The sequence below is a fragment of the Phocaeicola sp. GP0067 genome, from assembly GCF_031119655.1.
GTDB classification, from domain to species: Bacteria; Bacteroidota; Bacteroidia; order Bacteroidales; family Bacteroidaceae; genus Phocaeicola; species Phocaeicola vulgatus.
The window spans coordinates 29,704-49,842 of record NZ_JAVHZY010000009.1 but is presented as its reverse complement, the minus strand read 5'-3'; the positions used below and the strand labels follow the sequence as shown (position 1 = coordinate 49,842).

The window sequence follows — 20,139 nt, the reverse complement described above, 5'->3', positions numbered from 1 at the left end:
GATTAAAATATACGAGGAAAAGACCAAATATTACAAATCCAAGCTCCGGAAAATGGCTTATTTTGCTTCATAATGATATTTAAACTTGAATCAAAACACTAAAACAACAATGAAAAGCACATTAAAGAAGAACTGGGAAAGAATTGTCCTTTGCCTGTGCATGGCAAATTTTGCTTGTATAGGTATAGCCCAAACTAATAAAAAATTAGATGACCAAGTTATAAATACGATGAAAACCGCCACTCGGTTTATGATGGACAAAGTGAGTTATAATGGTGGCTTCGTATGGAATTATTTGCCGGATATGTCCCGTTCATGGGGAGAGATGGAAGCCAAGAGGACAATGGTATGGATTCAGCCGCCGGGAACTCCTTCTGTCGGTCATTTGTTGCTTGACGCTTATCATGCTACAGGAGATGAGTATTATTATGAAGCTGCGAAAAAAGTGGCTAACACCTTGATTTGGGGACAGCTTGAATGTGGCGGATGGAATTATGTGTTCGATTTTGCAGGAGAGAACTCCTTAAAGTCCTGGTATGATACCGTTGGTAAAAATGGCTGGCGTCTGGAAGAATTTCAACATTATTATGGAAATGCGACTTACGATGATGCGGGTACTATGGAGGCTGCCAAATTTCTACTTCGTATGTATGTGGAAAAAAATGATCCTGCTTTCCGTCCGGCTTTGGAGAAAACCATTGATTTTGTTTTGAAAAGTCAATATCCGGTGGGTGGATGGCCTCAACGGTATCCTTTGATGTATGATCACCCTTTTCAAGGTAAGAAAGATTATTCGTCTTTTATTACTCTGAATGATGATGTGATTCCTGATGCGACCGAGTTTTTGATTCAATGCTATCAGGCAATGGGGTTGCAAGGGGTAAAGGAGCCTATTATGCGTGCTATGTACTTGATGATTTCCCTTCAACAAGGGGAACCTTATGCAGGCTGGGCAGACCAATATACAGTAGATGATTTGAAACCGGCTCATGCCCGTTCTTATGAACCGCGCAGTGTGAACACCGGTACTACCGTCCGTCTTGTTAATTTAATGATGGATTACTATAAACTTACAGCTGATACTCGTTTCCTGTCGGGGATTCCTGCTGCAATTCGTTTTTTGGAATCAATGAAATTACCGGAATCGGATGTGAAGAAATGGAAGAGTCAGTCGACTAATCCGGAAGCTATTTTGGTTCCTCGTTTTGTAGATCCTGATACTGGTAAACCACTGTATGTCCATCGTAAGGGAAGTAATGTGAAAAACGGTACTTATTATATAGATCAGAATATAGAAAATACAATAGCTCATTATAATTCGGCAACTTTTGTGAATCCTGGTGAACTGCGTCGTCGTTATGAGGAAGTGAAAAAACTTCCTGTATCCGAATTGGCGAAGAATTCACCTTTGCTGCAGGATCATTTGGTTCCTTTACCTAAATATTATACTCGTTTACGTGGAAAAGCTACGGAAGAAGTTGCCCGGAAATTGGTGAAATCACTGACTAAGGACGGTTGCTGGCTCTCTCCTTTAAAGTCAACCTCGAACCCGTATAAGCCATATACTGTTTCAGGACCTAGTGAGGAAACGAAATATATAGCTACCTTTGTAGGGGACGAGCACGATACATCACCTTATCCGTGTACCACCGGAGAATTGTGCATCTCTGTTGGGGATTATATTGATAATATGATAAAATTAATTAGTTACCTTGAAAAGTAAAGTTTGTTAGGTATAGGTTTATGAAGAATACTGTAATTTGTTTATTGTTGTTCGGGATAAGTCTGACGGCTTCTGCTCAGGAAAAGGTGGAAACAGTCTCTATGCGTTATGAAACGCAGAATGATATGCCGCTGTTCTATCAGAAGATGAAAGAAAACCTGACTTATCCTATGGCATGGGGGAACTCTGCTATCCGAAATTTCGAAAAGTGGCGTGAGGAAGCTCGAAAAACGTTATTGGATTGCATGTTGCCTGCTCCTCCTGCTACGGCTTTTGATAAGGAAGTGATAGATACCGAGCAACGGAATGGATATAGGGCGGAGAAGATTTTGTTCAGTGTTTCGGAATATTCTCGTGTTCCTGCTTATCTGTTGGTTCCTGACGGGAATGGCCCGTTCCCGGCAGTATTGCTGCTTCACGATCACGGTGCGCATTTTTCGATAGGGAAAGAGAAGATGGTACGTCCGTTCGGTGTGGAAGCATCTGTACTGGCCGATGCGGACGATTGGGCGGAAAAATGTTATGACAAACAGTATGTAGGTGATTATCTGGCAAGTCACGGATATGTAGTGCTTGCTGTGGATGCCTTGTTTTGGGGGGAACGGGGACGTAAGGAAGGAGTACGCTATGACTCACAGCAAGCGTTGGCGGCCAATATGTTACAGATGGGAATGTCTTGGGGAGCCTTGATAGCCTGGGATGATATTCGTAGCGCGGAATTTCTGGCCTCATTGCCCATGGTTCATAAGGACAAGATAGGAACGATGGGTTTTTCCATGGGAGCACATCGTGCCTGGATGGTCAGTGCCGCTACAGATGTGGTGAAGGCAGGCGCTGCTGTGTGCTGGATGAATACTACAGATAGCTTAATGACACTTACCAATAATCAGAACAAAGGTGGGTCTGCTTATTCCATGATTATTCCCGGAATACGGAATTGGATGGATTATCCTCATGTGGCATCTATCGCCTGTCCCAAACCGATGTTGTTCATCAATGGCTTGCGGGACAAACTTTTTCCTGTAAAGGGCGTTGAAAGCGCTTTCTCTACCATGCAGGATGTATGGAAGAGTCAATCGGTAGAAAATCTGTTGACCACCAAGTTCTATGATTTGCCCCATTTTTGCAGTAAGGAGATACAGGATGATATACTTGAGTTCTTTAATCAAAATTTAAAATAAAAAGCGATGAAAATTAAGATGTTGATGGCATTTGTTGCCTTGTTGTTATTTTCTGCTTTTACGGCAGACCGCACAATTACTATCTTTATGATAGGTGACTCGACTATGGCCAACAAACCCTTAGAGGGAGGTAATCAGGAACGTGGATGGGGCCATGTGCTGGGAGGATATTTCAGTGAGAATATTCGTGTGGAAAACCATGCTAGAAATGGTCGGAGTTCTAAAAGTTTTATTGATGAAGGATTGTGGGAGGTAGTAATTAATAAAGTAAAGCCGGGTGATTATGTTTTTATTCAGTTTGGGCATAATGATGAGAAGGCCGATGAGAAACGTCATACTGATCCCGGATCTACTTTTGATGCCAATCTACGCCGTTTTGTAAAAGAAACACGTGCTAAAGGGGGAATTCCCGTGTTGTTCAATGCCATTGTCCGTCGTAATTTCCGGAATAATAAAAATGCGGTAGCCGAAGATGATGTGCGCAAGGATTTGTCAAAGGGGAGTGCTTCTCAAGATGGAGAAGTGTTGATTGATACTCATGGAAAATATTTGGAGTCTCCGCGTAACGTGGCAAAAGAGTTGGATGTGCCTTTTGTGGATATGAACAAGATAACGCATGATTTGGTGCAGGAGATGGGGCCGGAGGCTTCAAAAAAATTGTTCATGTGGATTCCTGAAGGTGTGTGTGCAGCTTGTCCGAAAGGGCGTGAGGATAATACGCACCTGAATGTATATGGGGCGCGTACTATTGCTGGTTTGACAGTGGATGCTATAGCTAAAGAGGTTCCTGCATTGGCGCCTTTTGTACGTCATTATGATTTTGTAGTGGCAAAAGATGGCAGTGGTGATTTCTTTACCATTCAGGAAGCGATTCATGCTGTCCCCGATTTTCGTAAAGCAGGACGCACTACTATTCTAGTCCGTAAAGGGGTATATAAAGAAAAAGTGGTTATTCCTGAAAGCAAGATTAGTATTTCTTTGATAGGTGAGGACGGAGCAATTCTGACAAATGATGATTTTGCTTCTAAAAAGAACTATTTCGGAGAAGAAATGTCTACCTCCGGTTCATCAACCTGTTATATTTATGCTCCCGATTTCTATGCTGAGAATATCACTTTCGAGAATAGTGCCGGCAGAGTGGGGCAGGCAGTGGCCTGTTTTGTTAGTGGAGATCGCGCTTATTTCAAAAACTGTCGTTTTTTGGGAAATCAGGATACTTTGTACACTTATGGCAAAGACAGTCGTCAGTTTTATGACCATTGTTATATAGAGGGTACGGTGGATTTTATTTTTGGCTGGTCTACGGCATTGTTTAAGGATTGCACCATCCATAGTTTGGGTGATGGGTATGTTACCGCTCCTTCTACAGATCAAGGCAAAAAATATGGCTATGTTTTTATAGGCTGTAAATTGACGGGTGTGGCTGAGGCTCAGAAGGTGTATTTGTCCCGTCCTTGGCGTCCTTATGCACAGGCTGTTTATATTCATTGTGATTTGGGAAAGCATATTCTTCCGGTGGGTTGGAACAACTGGGGCAAAAAAGAAAATGAGGAAACCGTATTCTATGCTGAATACCGGAATACGGGAGAAGGGGCGGCTACCGCTTCGCGTGCTTCGTTTGGAAAGCAGCTGAACGATATCAGTAATTATAATGAAGCACAGATTTTGGCAGGTGATGACGGGTGGAATCCGGTGGAAAATGGAAATGTATTGTTGCAGAATTTAAAGAGATAAGCTGTTCTTTCTACCAGTAATAATACTTTGTCACTGTAGGGAGGAATTCTATTTGTTCCTATGGAAAGTGTCAGGGAAGAGTAGAATGATAAAGGGGGGGATTTAACTTTTCCCCTTTTGTTTTTTTAGGAGCTTGTATATCAGTATCTCTCGTTTTTTATGTATTTTTGCCTACTATATATGAAAATCTACGAAATGAAAAGACACATTCTGTTTATACTTACTTTGCTGCTCTTTTTTCATGCAAAAAGTCAGCCTAATTGTATCTTTACTCATTATTCTTCGGAAAACGGCTTGTCTCAGAACTCCATCATGAGCATGGTACAAGACCATAATGGAGTTTTATGGTTCTCTACTTGGGATGGAATCAACCGGTTCAACGGTTATGACTTCAAAGTTTATAAAGCCAGACAAGGGAATAAAATTACTATGACTAACAACCGGGTAGACTTATTGGAAGTAGACCCTTATAATTATATTTGGCTGCAAACGTATGATTATCGTGTGTATCGTTTTGACCAAAGAACAGAGAAGTTCGAACAAATTCCTGCCGAAGGTGAAGAGGAGGGCATGCGTTTCTCTTCTATTAAAATATTGCCCGACAGTGTCATTTGGCTACTTTCTGAAAATGAGGGGGCTGTCCGTGTGAAAACAAACCCTAAAGATTACAGTATAACTACCCAAGTATATGCTACTCATAGTCGTGGAGGAAATGCCGTTCATATTAATCAGGTTTTTAGCGATGCTTACAATCAAGAGTGGTTGCTTACTGATAACGGTCTGCTGAAGATTACGAATGATAAAGAAGAGCCTGTCTCTTATTTTGTGAATATCCAGTCAGGCAAAGATGAACCCGTACAGGCCTTCTACTCTTTTTGCAGTTATGGTGACGAACTTTATTTTGGATCAGACAGAGGACGGATATGGTGCTATTCTTTGCAGAATGAAATCTTTCGTCTTTGGGAATTGCCGGTAAAGGATAAAGTGATTGCTATAAATGAAATAAAAGGTACGGGGCTGTTGATAACAACTGCCCATGAAGGATTGATATTGTACCATTCGGATACAAAAGAGTGTAAAGTCTATAATAAGTCCAATTGTCCCGAATTCCCGGCAGACGCTTTCCGTTCTGTTTATGTTGACAGTAAGCAGGAAGCATGGTTTGAGATGACCGAATGGGGAAAGGTTTGTCATTTCAATCCTTTGACAGAAGTATTTAAGCAAGAAAAGATGCAAGTGGAGCCTCGTGGTGCCGATCGTTCCTATCCCAGTTTTCATATTTGTGAAGACTTGAACGGTAATTTGTGGGTACATCCGCAAGGAGGAGGGCTTTCTTGGTATGACAGAGAGGCAAATCGGCTGTTACCTTTCTATAATGACCCCGATTCACCCGATTGGCACTTTTCCAATAAATTACATTCCATGTTATCCGATAAGCAAGGCAATCTTTGGTTATGTACTCATTCTAAGGGGTTGGAGAAGATTACTTTTTTAGGAAGCCAGTTCCATATTTATCCCCGCATGGGTCACAGTTATGACTTGAATTCCAATACGGTACGTGCGTTGTTTGAAGATAGCGAACATCGCATCTGGATGGGAAAACGGGATGGTCAGATTGAAATTTATTCTTCTGATTTAGATTTTCAGGGTATTCTGACTGAAGAGGGGGATATAGCCAAATCTGGCAGGCCGTTACGGGGAGTTCCTTATCATATCATGCAAGATTCTCACGGAAACATTTGGATTGCGACCAAAGGGGATGGTATTATTCTGGCAGAAAAGGAGGGGACCCATTTTAAGTTTACTCGATTCAAATATGATGAAGATGATATTTATAGCCTGAGTCATAATAGTGTTTACTGGTTACATGAAGACAAGCATGGACGCATTTGGGTGGCAACTTTCGGTGGAGGGTTGAATTATATTCAGAAAACTCCTGAAGGGAAATATGTGTTTATTAGTTCTAGAAATAACCTGAAAGGTTTTCCGTATGACCGTTGTTACCGTGTACGCCATATCACTTCTGACAAGAAGGGGAATATATGGGTGGGGAGCAGTGATGGCGCGCTTAGTTTTAAAGAGGATTTTAAAGATCCGGAGTCGATTGTGTTCCATCTTTATGCACGTATCCCCGATGATATGAATTGTCTGAGCAACAATAACGTATATCGGATTGTAACCACTTCTCAAGGAGAAGTTTATTTGGCTACATTTGGGGGTGGTCTTAACCGGCTTGTTTCCATGAACGGAGAAGGGGGAGCTGTATTTAAATCTTATACAGTGAAGAATGGCCTGCCTTCAGATATCCTGTTGTCTGTAGAAGAGGATGGCGCAGGAAACTTGTGGATAAGTACGGAAAACGGATTGAGTAAATTTATTCCGTCCGAACAACGTTTTGAGAATTATAATGAAAGGGATTTTGGTGGTAAGATACGTTTTGAGGAAGGAACATCGTTGAAGCTTGGTCCCGGCACTATTTTGTTTGGCACCAGTCGTGGCGTGCTTTATTTTGAACCGGAGCACATTAAGAAGAGTAATTATGTTCCATCCATTATTTTAGGTACTTTGAAGATATCCAATCAGGAGGTAGTTCCAGGCGTACCGGGAAGCTTGTTGCGGCAGTCACTCAATAATACAGAACATCTGGTGCTTTCACATAAGGAGAATATTGTAACCTTATCGTTTGCTGCGTTGGATATGATTTATCCTGAAAATATCCGTTATGCTTATCGTTTACGCGGATTTGATAAAGAATGGAATTATGTAGACAGACAGCGTACCGCTACATATACTAATCTTCCGAAAGGAGAGTATGTCTTTCAGGTTAAATCGACCAATAGTGATGGGGTTTGGGTAGAGAATGAGCGCAGTTTGAGAATCACCATTCAGCCTTCGTTTTGGGAAACGGCTTGGGCTATGGCAATTTATATTCTTGCTTTTCTGTTGATTCTGTTTTCAGGAGTATATATATTGTTTACTATTTATCGTCTGAAACATGAAGTGTCTGTGGAACAGCAGGTTTCTGATATAAAGCTTCGCTTTTTTACAAATATTTCTCACGAACTTCGCACTCCGCTGACATTGATTGCAGGTCCTGTGGAATATGTTCTGAAAAACAAGACTTTGCCGGATGATGTACGTGAACAATTGCATGTAGTGGAACGTAATACCGACCGTATGCTTCGCTTGGTGAACCAAATTCTTGATTTCCGCAAAATACAGAAAAATAAGATGAAGTTGCGTATAGAGCAGATAGATATTGTTCCTTTTGTACGCCATATCATGGATAATTTTGAATCGCTGGCCGAAGAGCATCATATTGATTTTGTATTCGAAAGTGAAATGCCTTCCTTGAAACTGTGGGTAGATGCGGATAAGTTGGAAAAGATTGTCTTCAATCTGCTTTCCAATGCTTTCAAGTATACTCCACAGGGTAAGATGATTACGCTTTTCATTCATGAAAATGAACATAATGTGGCGATTGGTGTGCAGGATCAAGGTATAGGAATTTCTGAAAGCAAGAAAGCTTCCCTTTTTGTCCGTTTTGAAAATCTGTTGGACAAGAATTTGTTTAATCAGCAAAGTTCTGGTATCGGTCTTTCTTTGGTTAAGGAATTGGTGGAACTGCACAAAGCGACTATCCGTGTGGATAGTAAAGAGGGGGAGGGCAGTTGTTTCACGGTTGAGTTTTTGAAAGGCAAGGAGCACTATACGGAGAATGTAGAGTTCATTCTCTCTGATTCTGTCGAAATGAGGCCGGAAGAGGTGAAAGAATCTGTTCAGGGACATGAAGAGAAGAGGAATGAAAGCAAAACGATGTTGCTGGTTGAAGATAATTTGGAACTTCGTTTCTTTTTGCGTAGTATCTTCATCTCAAATTTCAACGTCATAGAGGCTGTCAATGGGGCTGAAGGTTTGGATAAGGCTTTGAAGTTTGTTCCGGATATTATTATTAGTGATATCATGATGCCGGAAAAGGATGGTATTACCATGACAGAAGATTTGCGTGCTAATATGGCGACCAGTCACATTCCAGTCGTTTTACTGACGGCTAAAACGGATATGGACAGTAAGTTGGAAGGTATGGAACTGGGAGTTGAGGATTATATAACGAAACCGTTCAGTGCTACTTACCTGAAGGCCAGGGTGGAGAATATTCTGACACAACGTGTCAAGTTGCAACAGTTGTATTGTGCGAATCTGATGAATATTCAGCCTGTTGCGGAGGAAGAACAGCAAACACAGCCTGAGATGTCTTCCCATGACCGTAAGTTTATGGAGAAACTGACGGAATTAATGGAGAAGAATATGGATAATGGCGATTTGATCGTGGATGATTTGGTACAGGAGCTTGCGGTGAGCCGTTCTGTCTTTTTCAAGAAACTGAAGACCCTGACAGGACTTGCCCCCATTGAGTTTATTAAAGAGATGCGTGTGAAACGTGCCGCACAATTGATAGAGAGTGGTGATTATAATATGACACAGATTGCTTATATGGTGGGTATTAATGATCCTCGTTATTTCAGCAAATGTTTTAAACAACGTTTTGGTATGACACCTACCGAATATAAAGAGAATGCGAAAAATAAGCGATAACTTTTGCTGCTGTTGGTTGGTTTTTGCAGCGTTTGTTTTTTTGATTTCTTGAACGGTATGTTTAAATGTAGGGTGTTTCTTTTGTTATGTGAGTGAGTTGCTCATGTTATTTTATTATTTTTCCGGATATGCAATGGGGGTTTTTCTGAATTTTTAGTCTTTTACATAGATAATGAACTAAAAAGAAGAAAAAGATGAAAAAAGTAATTTTATTTATGGCAGGTATTTTGGCGAGTATGATGTTGAACGCTCAGTCTCGTTGGAGTGTTACGCCGGAAGCCGGCTTGGTAGTGAATAAGGAAAATGAAGGGACATCAGTTACATTAGGTTTTAAAGCCGGTGCCGGTGTGTTGTATCAGTTAAAGGAAGGGGTGGGAAAGAAGCCTTCTTTTGGCTTGAAGTCCGGGGTTTATATCTTAATGCAGAAAGGTGGGTATCATCCTATGAGCTGGGGAAACATATCAACAGGGGGAGGATTTAGCATGGATTATGAAAAAACGAATGTTGAGTCCACGCGTTATTATTTGCAATTGCCTGTTATGGCTCATTGGGGGTTTAAACTTTGTGATGATGTGCGTCTTAAATTAGCAGTAGGACCTTATGTAGCTGTAGGAATTGGTGGACGTACTAATGCTTATGTTTCTTCCTCAAAATATAATATAGATGAAGAAACAGGTGTTGGACAGTACGAATACCGGAATGATTATTACCGGTTTGGCACATTTAAAGGAAAAACAGTAAATGAGGAATTTGGTTTTGAGGCGTCCCCTCGTTTGGATTGGGGAGGAACGGCTTCTGTCGGGATTGCTGTTAAACGGATTTCATTTACTATCGGGTATGATTTGGCTTGGGGAAAATATAATAAGGAACAGAATGATTTAAGGATACGGAATCATATGGTTAGCTTTACTTCAGGGTATAGTTTCTGATAAGAAAAGGATAAATGAAACAAACATACACAAAATTCTTTGTTTAAGATTGTTAAATGAAGAATTTTGTGTATGTTTGTTTTTTATAAACACGATAAAAGTTCAATCTATGAGGAAAATGCTATTCATTACCCTTTTAATGGGCGGTCTGTGTACGACAGTTTCTGTTGCAAAAGCGCAGGAACGCTTGCCGGAATATCTGCAGGCAGAGAAATACACACAAGAAAAATTGAACACCATGTTGTTTTCTACTGTGGTGGATCCGCATTGGTTCCAGAAAGGTAATAATTTCTGGTTCGAGTACAAAACAAGTGAAGGAACCTTTTGGTATGTGGTTGATCCGGCTGCCCGGACAAAGAAGCTTTTGTTTGATAGGGATGAATTAGCTTCCCAGCTTACCGAAATTGTAAAAGATCCCTTTGAGGCACGCCATTTGCCAATCACAAATCTGAAAGCGGAAGAAGATGGGCGTACCTTTACTTTTGAAGTAAAGTCAACAAAAGATGCGACACCAAAGAAAGATGGCAAGGATAAGAAGGACAAGAAGAATGAGAAGGAAATCTTTTATTTTTCTTATGACTATCCTACCCGTAAATTGACTCATCTGAAAGATAAAGAAGACGACCTGAAGAAAATCTATTGGGGATCGGTCTCTCCTGATGGTAAAACGGTGATTTATGCCAAGGATTTGAATTTGTATCGCATGAGTCGTGAAGATTATGAAAAGGCGAAAAAAAATGAAAAGGATAGTACGATCGTGGAAATCCAGCTTACTACAGATGGCATGAAGGATTTTGGCTATGGTATTCCCTATAGTATGTTGAATACAGATACTTTATGTAATGGCAAGCGTCGTCGTGTAGGTGGAGTGTGGTCTCCGGATTCACGTTATTTTGCTATGACAGTTTCTGACGATCGCGCTGTGAAAGAGTTATGGGTAATAAATTCGATGGCCTGTCCACGTCCCACATTGGAAACTTATAAATACCAGATGCCGGGAGAAAAGGAAGCTCCCATAGAACACCTGTACTTGTTTGACTTGGTTGATAATAAACGTAAGGAAATTAAAGTAGCAGCTTATAAAGATCAAAGCATTGGCCTGGAATACAAACCAATGATGCAAAAACAGCGTGATATGGAAGATCAGGCTGCCGTTTGGCAGGGTGATAACAACCGTTTCTTCCTGACCCGCAGCAGCCGTGATTTACATCGGATTGATGTTTGTTCCTATACGATAGGACAGGATTCTGTTGTACCAGTAATAAAGGAACGGATGAATACCTATCAGGAAACTCGTCCTTTAAGAGTCTTGAATGGTGGAAAGGAAATTATTCAATGGAGTGAGCGTGATGGTTGGGCACATCTTTATTTATATGATGATCAGGGTAATTTGAAAAATCGTATCACAAAAGGTCCCTGGCACGTGGAGGAAATCTTGAAAGTAGATGACAAGGCGCGTGTGATTTATTTTACTGCCAATGGAATGAATGCGAAAGAACATCCTTATTATGAACATTTGTATCGTGTGAATCTGGATGGCAGCGGTTTGAAATTACTGACCAAAGGGGATTATTTCCATCGTGTGGAAGTGGATGATGATGCTCGTTTTGTGGTGGATAACTATTCGCGTGTAAATACGGTGCCCTGCGCCATCCTGCTGGATACTAATGGCAATAAGGTAATGGATATTCAGGAGAGTGATTTTTCACAGCTTTTTGCTGCCGGTTATAAATTTCCGGAAATATTTAAGGTAAAGGCGGCTGATGGCGTGACAGATCTGTATGGTGTGATGTATAAACCTTTTAATTTTGACTCAACTAAGGTTTATCCTATTGTGGATTATGTTTATCCTGGGCCACAGGTGGAAGGTGTTTATTATCCGTTTACCCGTATGAGCCCCCGTACCGACCGTTTGGCACAGGCCGGATTTATTGTTATTTCTGTGGGACAACGCGGCGGGCATCCTAGCCGCTCTAAATGGTATCATAATTATGGATATGGAAATATGCGTGATTATCCGCTGGCCGATCATAAATATGCTATCGAGCAATTGGCGCAGCGTCATCATTTTATAGATATAGATAAGGTTGGTATTCATGGACATTCGGGAGGTGGATTTATGAGTACGGCGGCTATGTGCCAATACCCGGATTTCTTCAAAGTGGCTGTTTCTTGTGCCGGAAATCATGATAACAATATCTATAACCGTTGGTGGAGTGAAACGCATCACGGCGTAAAAGAGGTGGTGAGTGAGAAAGGGGATACAACTTTCGTTTATAAGATTGCTACTAATCCTGAAATAGCGAAGCAATTGAAAGGAAATTTGTTACTGATTCATGGTGATATTGATAATAATGTGCATCCGGGCAATACCTTGCGGGTAGTTGACGCCTTGATTCGTGCCGGGAAGCGTTTTGATATGCTGATTCTTCCTCAACAGCGTCATGGATTCGGTGATATGAATGAATATTTCTACTGGAAACTGGTTGATTACTTTTCCGAACATCTGAAAGGGAAAAGTGAAAAATCGGTAGATATACCGAAACGGTAGATTTAGGGTCATTGCCGGACGAATATGAAAGGAGCACAGAGGTTCGTGTCATTAAGATACCTTTGTGCTCCTTGTTGTTTTTATATTATAGCAGACTGTTGATATAAGCCTTCATGTCCGGTGTAGCGGATTTTGCTTCCAGATACAGTTTATACTGCGCTTTGGTGCGTACCAGATTATGGTCTTTATACCGGGTTTGATAATACGTGTCTCCGTTTATATAATCTGCTAAAAAGCGTACAGCTTGCATATAGGGGAACAGGGTGGCAGCGTAAGGTAGCATTTCTATTTCGAGAGGAGTCAGGAAAGTCCGGGCCGATTCAATATAACCTTTGGTAAATGCTTTGAAGATTTCCATGTTGAACTTCACCTTATTTAAATCAGCCTCATCCTCCTTGCCGGTATTGGCTGCCGAACGGAGGAAATCACCGAAATCGGAGAAAATGAAACTGGGCATTACCGTGTCCAGGTCAATGACACACAACACTTTTCCGTTTTCATCAAATAACATGTTGCTTACTTTTGTGTCACAGTGGCAGATGCGTTTGGGCAATTTGCCTTCACGGTAAAAACGTTCAGCGCTGCACATCGTATCAGCATCTTTTTCTATAGCGTCCACTATGTCCTGTACTTCTGCCAAACGGCCGGATATGTTGGCGGATACGGCTTCACGTAATTGTTTTAAGCGGAATTCCATATTGTGGAAATCGGGGATGATTTCTCCGAGTTGTTCGGGCACATCAGCCAGCATGGCCTGGAATTCACCAAACTTCAGTCCTGCCAGATAGGAAGATTCCGGTGTAACTGTTTCCAATGTTTGTGAACGCGGAATAAATATTGAAATTCGCCAATAACCTTCTCCGTCATAGAAATAGGTCTTGCCATTGGTGGAAGGTAGAAAATGGAGTACCTTACGTTCAATGTCCTCTTCGTGTCTGGCTTCCAGCTTTTGGCGGATGTGTCTGGTTACTACTTCTATATTGTGTTGCAGCATTTCAATATTGGTAAATATTAAATGGTTGATTCGTTGCAATACATAGTCAGGCTCTTCAGGAGATACCGATTTTACCAGATAAGTCTGATTGATGAGGCCGGATGTCAAAGCTTTGATTTCTTTCACTTCACCCACTTTGGGGAACTGTTTGATAATTTTTTTGAGGTTTTCCATAGGTTTGTTTAAATAATGTCTATATATACGAAACAAAGATAACTTCTTTCCTTCAATTGGAGGAAAGAAGTTATCTTAAAAAACATATAATAGGAATATAAATCTTTTTATTTTTTCAAATCAGTCTGGAACATACGGTCGGCGCGTAACAGATGACGCCAGTAGGAAACCAATTCTTGTGATTCCTGCAATACATTGAGGTACACCATGGAAGCTTTTACATTGACATCCCGTTCTTGTATGCGGTCCATCTGTTCTTTGCGCAAGGTAGAGATCTTGCCTTTCAGAAGGGCGCCTTCACGTAGCAAGGCATCAGTCTGATCGTAGGCCTTGTTGGCAAGTACTTCAGTAGCCTTGGTCATTAATGCGGTCATCTCATCGCGGATAGGGATGAACTCGTTAGTGGCACGTTCCGATAATGGGGTGAACTTATTGTCCACATGTTCTTTACAAGGATCGCAGATACGTTTCAGACAGTAAAGCATTTGTTCACAACTGTTGCTTCCCAAGTGGAACCAAGTGTTTTTCTCGATAGCAGTAAAGTTGTCTATACGGCGCAGACCTAGTATTTCTTTACGGCGTATCTTTTTTAACATTTCTTTCTGATTGTCGGTATTGTTCACGGCCTTGCGCAGAGCTTTCAGATTTTCGTTGATGAAACCGTCGGTTATCTGCCGGTAGGTTTCATTGGTGAATGCCATTTCGGCTACCAATGTGTTATTTACATGCTGGCGGAGCAATCTCCAACGCTCTTCTTTGTCTTTACTGGCAATGAGGCGGGAGAATATGTCGTCTTTGCCTTTATCCTTCTGTTTCTTGCTGTAGTGTATGTTGCTGCGCACCAATAAGAAGATGGCAAGTGCAATAAGGGCCAACATGGCGAATGTGCCTCCATAATACATGATGAGCGTAACCACAAAACAGATAGTGAAAGCGGCTCCGGCAGTGATGAACCATCCACCGATAACAGAAAGCACACCGGTGATACGGTATACGGCACTGTCACGGCTCCAGGCACGGTCGGCTAATGAACTACCCATAGCTACCATGAAAGTTACGTAAGTGGTAGAAAGAGGGAGTTTCAAAGAGGTTCCCAAAGCTATGAGCAGACCGGCCAGTACCAAATTGACAGAAGCGCGTATCAAATCAAATGCTGCCCCGTTCTCCATAATCATCACATCTTTGTTAAAACGGCTGTCGGCCCATCGTTTCAGATTGTCGGGCAATATTTTGGCTATACTTTCCGAAGCGCTCATGGTAGAACGGACAATACTGCGTGCTACAGCGGAAGAACCAAACATTTCGTCACCTTCATCCTGACGCGAGAGATCTACCGAAGTCTTCACTACATTTTGCGCTTTTTTTGAAGTAATCAGCGCATATACCATAATGACGCCTGCTAAAAATAAAAAAAGAAATGGGGTTTTAGCCGGACCATTCAGTGAGTTCATCAAGTATCCCATTGGTTCACCGTTTCCATTAGCCATGAAGTCTGTATAAGCTGAGAAACCTGCCAAGGGCACACCGATGAAGTTTACTAAGTCATTGCCTGCAAAAGCCATAGCTAAGGCAAAAGTACCTAACATTACCACCACCTTGAATACATTTATCTTGCACCAATGCAATATTTGCATCAGAATGGTGAAGAACACAAAACTGCAACTTACTAACATCAAGGTGTTTTCCTGAATCCAATGTTTGTTTTCGGTGGTCATGAAGGCGGAATCTTTCAGACCTTTTATCAACATGAAGTAGATAATGGCCGTAACAGCAATACCGCCGAACAGTCCGATAGTGTATTTCAGTTTCTTTGTATAATTAAATGTGAAGAGAAGACGGGAGAGATATTGTACTAATGTGCCGAAGAAGAAAGCTACTGCTACTGAGAGGAAGATACCTAAAATGACGGACAATGCCTTTTCCGTATTCAGCAGATCAGCAAATCCTAGCATTCCAGTTTCGTCTCCTGCTATTTTGATAAGAGCTAGAACGAAAGTACCTCCCAATAGTTCGAATACCATGGATACGGTAGTGGAGGTAGGCATTCCTAAGGAATTGAAAATATCCAATAGGACTACGTCTGTTACCATAACTGCTAGAAAGATACACATTAACTCCTGAAAATAAAATTGTTCAGGCCTGAAAATACCGTGCCGTGCGATTTCCATCATACCGTTGCTCAGTGTGGCGCCGATGAAGATACCGAAAGCGGCAATGGCGATGATGGTCTTGAATGACGCGGCTTTAGCACCGATGGCGGAATTCATAAAGTTCACTGCGTCGTTGCTGACGCCTACTACCAAATCGAATATAGCTAGCAGAAAAAGGAATACGACGATTCCCAAAAACATTGTTTCCATATAATTTTGTCTCTCTATTTTATTGGGCGCAAAGGTACGGGAGGTATATTATGATAAAATGTCATATATGTTACATTTGTGTTACAGGCGTTTTTTTGTTCGCCACGGATTGCACGGATTCACACAACTTGATTTTTAATTTATTATTATCCATATTTAGTGGCGGATCTCTTCTTTTTTGAAACAAATATGAGTGGATAAATAATATTTCACGTTTATGTGTGGAATTTATAGAGTGAAAATTTATACCTTTGTAGCCCAAATACTTAATCTATAAAAAATGTCAGAGGCTAAGAGAATTAAAACCGCATTGGTGTCGGTTTATCACAAAGAAGGTTTGGACGAGATTATAACCAAACTACACGAAGAAGGAGTAGAGTTCCTGTCAACAGGAGGTACAAGACAGTTTATCGAATCTTTAGGTTTCCCTTGCAAAGCGGTGGAGGATCTTACTACTTATCCCTCTATTTTGGGCGGACGTGTGAAGACACTGCATCCTAAAGTCTTTGGAGGTATTTTATGCCGTCGTGGTTTGGAACAAGATATGCAACAGATAGAAAAATATGAAATACCCGAAATAGATTTGGTCATCGTTGACCTGTATCCGTTTGAGGCAACTGTGGCTTCGGGGGCCGAAGAACAAGCTATCATCGAAAAAATTGATATAGGTGGTATTTCTTTGATTCGTGCTGCTGCTAAGAACTTTAATGATGTGGTGATTATCGCTAGTCAGGCACAATATAAGCCGTTCCGTGATATGTTGCTGGAACATGGCGCTACTACTTCACGCGAGGAACGCCGTTGGTTCGCAAAAGAAGCGTTTGCTGTTTCTTCTCATTATGATTCTGCTATCTTTAACTATTTTGATGGTGGTGAAGGTTCGGCTTTCCGTTGCGCGGTGGAAGAACAAAAACAACTTCGTTATGGTGAAAATCCTCATCAGAAAGGTTATTTCTATGGAAATCTGGATGCGATGTTCGACCAGATTCATGGAAAAGAAATTTCCTATAACAATTTGTTGGATATCAATGCGGCCGTTGATTTGATTGATGAATTTGATGAGGTGACATTTGCCATTCTGAAGCATAATAATGCCTGTGGATTAGCTTCGCGCCCTACTGTGCTGGAAGCATGGAAAGATGCGTTGGCAGGCGATCCGGTGTCGGCTTTCGGAGGTGTGTTGGTTACTAATGCCGTGATTGATAAAGAAACAGCGGAAGAAATCAATAAACTGTTCTTTGAGGTAATTATTGCTCCGGATTATGATGTAGATGCATTAGAGATTCTGGGACAGAAGAAGAACCGTATTATTTTGGTTCGTAAGGAAGCTAAATTGCCGAAGAAACAATTCCGTTCTTTATTGAATGGGGTTTTGGTTCAGGAAAGAGACCTGGACGTGGAAACTCCTGCCGACTTGAAGCAGGTTACTGAAAAAGCTCCTACGGCGACTGAAATAGAAGATATGTTATTTGCAAATAAGATTGTGAAGAATAGTAAAAGTAATGCTATTGTACTGGCCAAGAACAAACAACTGCTGGCTAGCGGTGTAGGTCAGACTTCACGTGTGGATGCATTGAAACAAGCCATTGAAAAAGCAAAATCATTTGAGTTTGATTTGAATGGCGCAGTGATGGCCAGTGATGCTTTCTTCCCTTTCCCCGATTGTGTAGAGATAGCGGATAAGGAGGGTGTGAAAGCTGTTATCCAGCCGGGAGGCTCTGTAAAAGACGAGTTGACTTTCCAATACTGCAATGAACATGGTGTAGCTATGGTCATTACAGGGATTCGTCACTTTAAACACTAAGATCATTGCAATTTACCATTTGCGGCTACAATCGGACTGTTTATACAGCATTGTTCAGGTAAATGGTAAATTGCAAATGTCAATTGTAAATTGCTAAATTGTAAATGAATTTATGGGATTATTCTCCTTTACACAAGAGATTGCGATGGACCTTGGCACTGCCAATACCATCATTTTAAATAACGGGAAGATTGTAGTGGACGAACCTTCGGTCGTTGCGCTTGATCGCCGTACCGACAAGATGATTGCCGTAGGCGAACGGGCTAAAATGATGTACGAGAAGGAAAATCCGAATATTCGTACTGTACGTCCGCTACGCGACGGGGTTATTGCCGACTTTAATGCCTGTGAACAGATGATGCGCGGTTTAATAAAGAAAGTGAACATGGGTAATCGTTTCTTTTCTCCTTCTTTGCGTATGGTGATCGGAGTTCCCTCAGGTAGCACTGAAGTAGAGCTTCGTGCGGTACGTGACAGTGCTGAGCATGCGGGAGGACGGGATGTTTATTTGATTTTTGAACCTATGGCCGCGGCTATTGGTATCGGCATTGATGTAGAGGCTCCTGAAGGTAATATGATTGTTGATATAGGTGGTGGTTCTACAGAAATTGCCGTGATTTCATTGGGTGGTATTGTTTCCAACAATTCGATACGTATTGCCGGTGACGATCTTACAGCCGATATTCAGGAATATATGAGCCGCCAGCACAATGTGAAGGTGAGTGAACGTATGGCCGAACGTATCAAGATACATGTAGGCGCTGCCTTGACTGATTTGGGAGATGATGCTCCCGAAGATTACATTGTACGCGGGCCTAACCGTATCACTGCTCTTCCCATGGAAGTTCCGGTGTGTTATCAGGAGGTGGCGCATTGTTTGGAAAAGAGTATTGCAAAAATTGAAACAGCTATCCTTAGTGCATTGGAACAGACTCCGCCTGAACTTTATGCTGATATTGTTTTGAACGGTATTTATTTGGCTGGTGGTGGTGCTTTGCTGCGCGGTTTGGACAAGCGTCTGACAGACAAAATCAATATTCCGTTCCATATAGCCGAAGATCCTTTGCTGAGTGTGGCGAAAGGTACCGGTATTGCACTGAAGAATGTAGATCGTTTCTCTTTTTTGATGCGGTAAATGATTTGCTAATGAGGCAGTTTGCTAATTTGCTAATGCCATGCGGTATGGATAGCGCAGTACATTGGCACATTGGCAAATTAGCACATTGAACAATTGGTATTAATGAAAAATCTGCTGAATTTCTTTTTAAAGTATAACTACTGGTTTCTCTTTGTTCTTTTGGAGATAATCAGTTTTGCTTTATTATTCCGCTTCAACAGTTATCAGGGGAGTGCGTTCTTTACATCTGCTAATTTTGTTTCGGGAGCTATGTATGATGCAGCCAATAATGTTACCGGATATTTTCATCTGAAAACGATCAACGATGAGTTGGTACAGAAAAATGTGGAACTGGAATTGCAGTTGGAGAGTATCCGTAAAGTTTTGATTGAAGCGACGGAAGACAGCAGTGGTGTAGAACAGCTTAAGCAGGAAGCATTGGCAGGATATGATATATTCAAGGCTAGCGTGATAAATAACAGTGTGACTCATGCTGATAACTATATTACACTTGACAAAGGAGAAGCGGATGGCATTCGTAGTGAGATGGGAGTGGTAAATGGAAGCGGTGTGGTTGGTATTGTTTATCTCACCTCTCCACATTACTCCATTGTCATTCCGGTATTGAATTCCAAAAGCAGTATTAGCTGTAAGATAAAACGGAGTGATTATTTCGGCTTCTTGAAATGGGATGGCGGTTCATCCGAATTTGCTTTTATAAAGGATATGCCCCGTCATTCATTATTTTCTTTAGGTGACACCATTGTAACCAGTGGACACAGTGCTGTTTTCCCTTCCGGCATTCCGGTGGGTACGGTAGATGATATCGCCGATAGTCACGATGGCTTGTCTTATTTGCTGCGGGTGAAACTATTTACGGACTTCGCCCGTTTGAATGATGTGCGCGTAATTGCCCAAAAAGGGCAGGAGGAACAATTGGAGTTGGAAAAGCAGGTAAAAACGACTAAGTAAGAAG

General features: G+C 41.5%; 11 protein-coding genes. 9 read left to right on the top strand and 2 right to left on the bottom strand.

The window, feature by feature from the left end; all coding sequences use genetic code 11:
• Positions 1 to 109 precede the first annotated feature (109 nt).
• The 6 genes from RE317_RS09320 to RE317_RS09295 all read left to right on the top strand — a co-directional run bounded on the left by RE317_RS09320 (position 110) and on the right by RE317_RS09295 (position 12,714).
• The gene (locus RE317_RS09320) at positions 110 to 1,723 is read left to right on the top strand and encodes a pectate lyase (protein WP_008669644.1); all 1,614 of its coding nucleotides are present in this window, start codon (positions 110 to 112) and stop codon (positions 1,721 to 1,723) included.
• Between the two features lie 20 nt (positions 1,724 to 1,743).
• On the top strand, positions 1,744 to 2,904 hold the full coding sequence (locus RE317_RS09315; RefSeq protein ID WP_022508698.1) for a dienelactone hydrolase family protein: 1,161 nt from the start codon (positions 1,744 to 1,746) through the stop codon (positions 2,902 to 2,904).
• A gap of 6 nt (positions 2,905 to 2,910) precedes the next feature.
• Entirely contained in the window at positions 2,911 to 4,638 is a 1,728-nt protein-coding gene (locus tag RE317_RS09310) for a pectinesterase family protein (protein ID WP_022508697.1), read from the top strand.
• A 195-nt stretch (positions 4,639 to 4,833) separates the two neighbouring features.
• Positions 4,834 to 9,234, top strand: a complete 4,401-nt coding sequence (locus tag RE317_RS09305) for a two-component regulator propeller domain-containing protein (RefSeq protein ID WP_117873548.1) — start codon at positions 4,834 to 4,836, stop codon at positions 9,232 to 9,234.
• A 194-nt stretch (positions 9,235 to 9,428) separates the two neighbouring features.
• Positions 9,429 to 10,163 (top strand): outer membrane beta-barrel protein, encoded by a 735-nt coding sequence (locus tag RE317_RS09300; RefSeq protein WP_005849165.1) that lies wholly within the window; start codon positions 9,429 to 9,431, stop codon positions 10,161 to 10,163.
• A 109-nt stretch (positions 10,164 to 10,272) separates the two neighbouring features.
• On the top strand, positions 10,273 to 12,714 hold the full coding sequence (locus tag RE317_RS09295) for a DPP IV N-terminal domain-containing protein (protein WP_008669653.1): 2,442 nt from the start codon (positions 10,273 to 10,275) through the stop codon (positions 12,712 to 12,714).
• Positions 12,715 to 12,799: 85 nt separating this feature from the next.
• On the opposite strand, the gene RE317_RS09290 is transcribed toward RE317_RS09295, so the two are convergent.
• Positions 12,800 to 13,882 (bottom strand): phosphotransferase enzyme family protein, encoded by a 1,083-nt coding sequence (locus RE317_RS09290; RefSeq protein ID WP_005849163.1) that lies wholly within the window; start codon positions 13,880 to 13,882, stop codon positions 12,800 to 12,802.
• Positions 13,883 to 13,989: 107 nt separating this feature from the next.
• Complete coding sequence (locus RE317_RS09285; protein WP_005849162.1) at positions 13,990 to 16,242, bottom strand: inorganic phosphate transporter; 2,253 nt, start codon at positions 16,240 to 16,242, stop codon at positions 13,990 to 13,992.
• A gap of 280 nt (positions 16,243 to 16,522) precedes the next feature.
• Here RE317_RS09285 and purH point away from each other — a divergent pair, with 280 nt between their 5' ends.
• From purH to mreC, 3 genes are all read left to right on the top strand, one after another.
• Complete coding sequence (purH, locus tag RE317_RS09280; RefSeq protein WP_005842744.1) at positions 16,523 to 18,046, top strand: bifunctional phosphoribosylaminoimidazolecarboxamide formyltransferase/IMP cyclohydrolase; 1,524 nt, start codon at positions 16,523 to 16,525, stop codon at positions 18,044 to 18,046.
• 112 nt (positions 18,047 to 18,158) lie between these two features.
• On the top strand, positions 18,159 to 19,181 hold the full coding sequence (locus tag RE317_RS09275; protein WP_005842742.1) for a rod shape-determining protein: 1,023 nt from the start codon (positions 18,159 to 18,161) through the stop codon (positions 19,179 to 19,181).
• A 105-nt stretch (positions 19,182 to 19,286) separates the two neighbouring features.
• On the top strand, positions 19,287 to 20,135 hold the full coding sequence (gene mreC / locus RE317_RS09270) for a rod shape-determining protein MreC (RefSeq protein ID WP_117873544.1): 849 nt from the start codon (positions 19,287 to 19,289) through the stop codon (positions 20,133 to 20,135).
• The last annotated feature ends 4 nt before the right edge of the window (positions 20,136 to 20,139 follow it).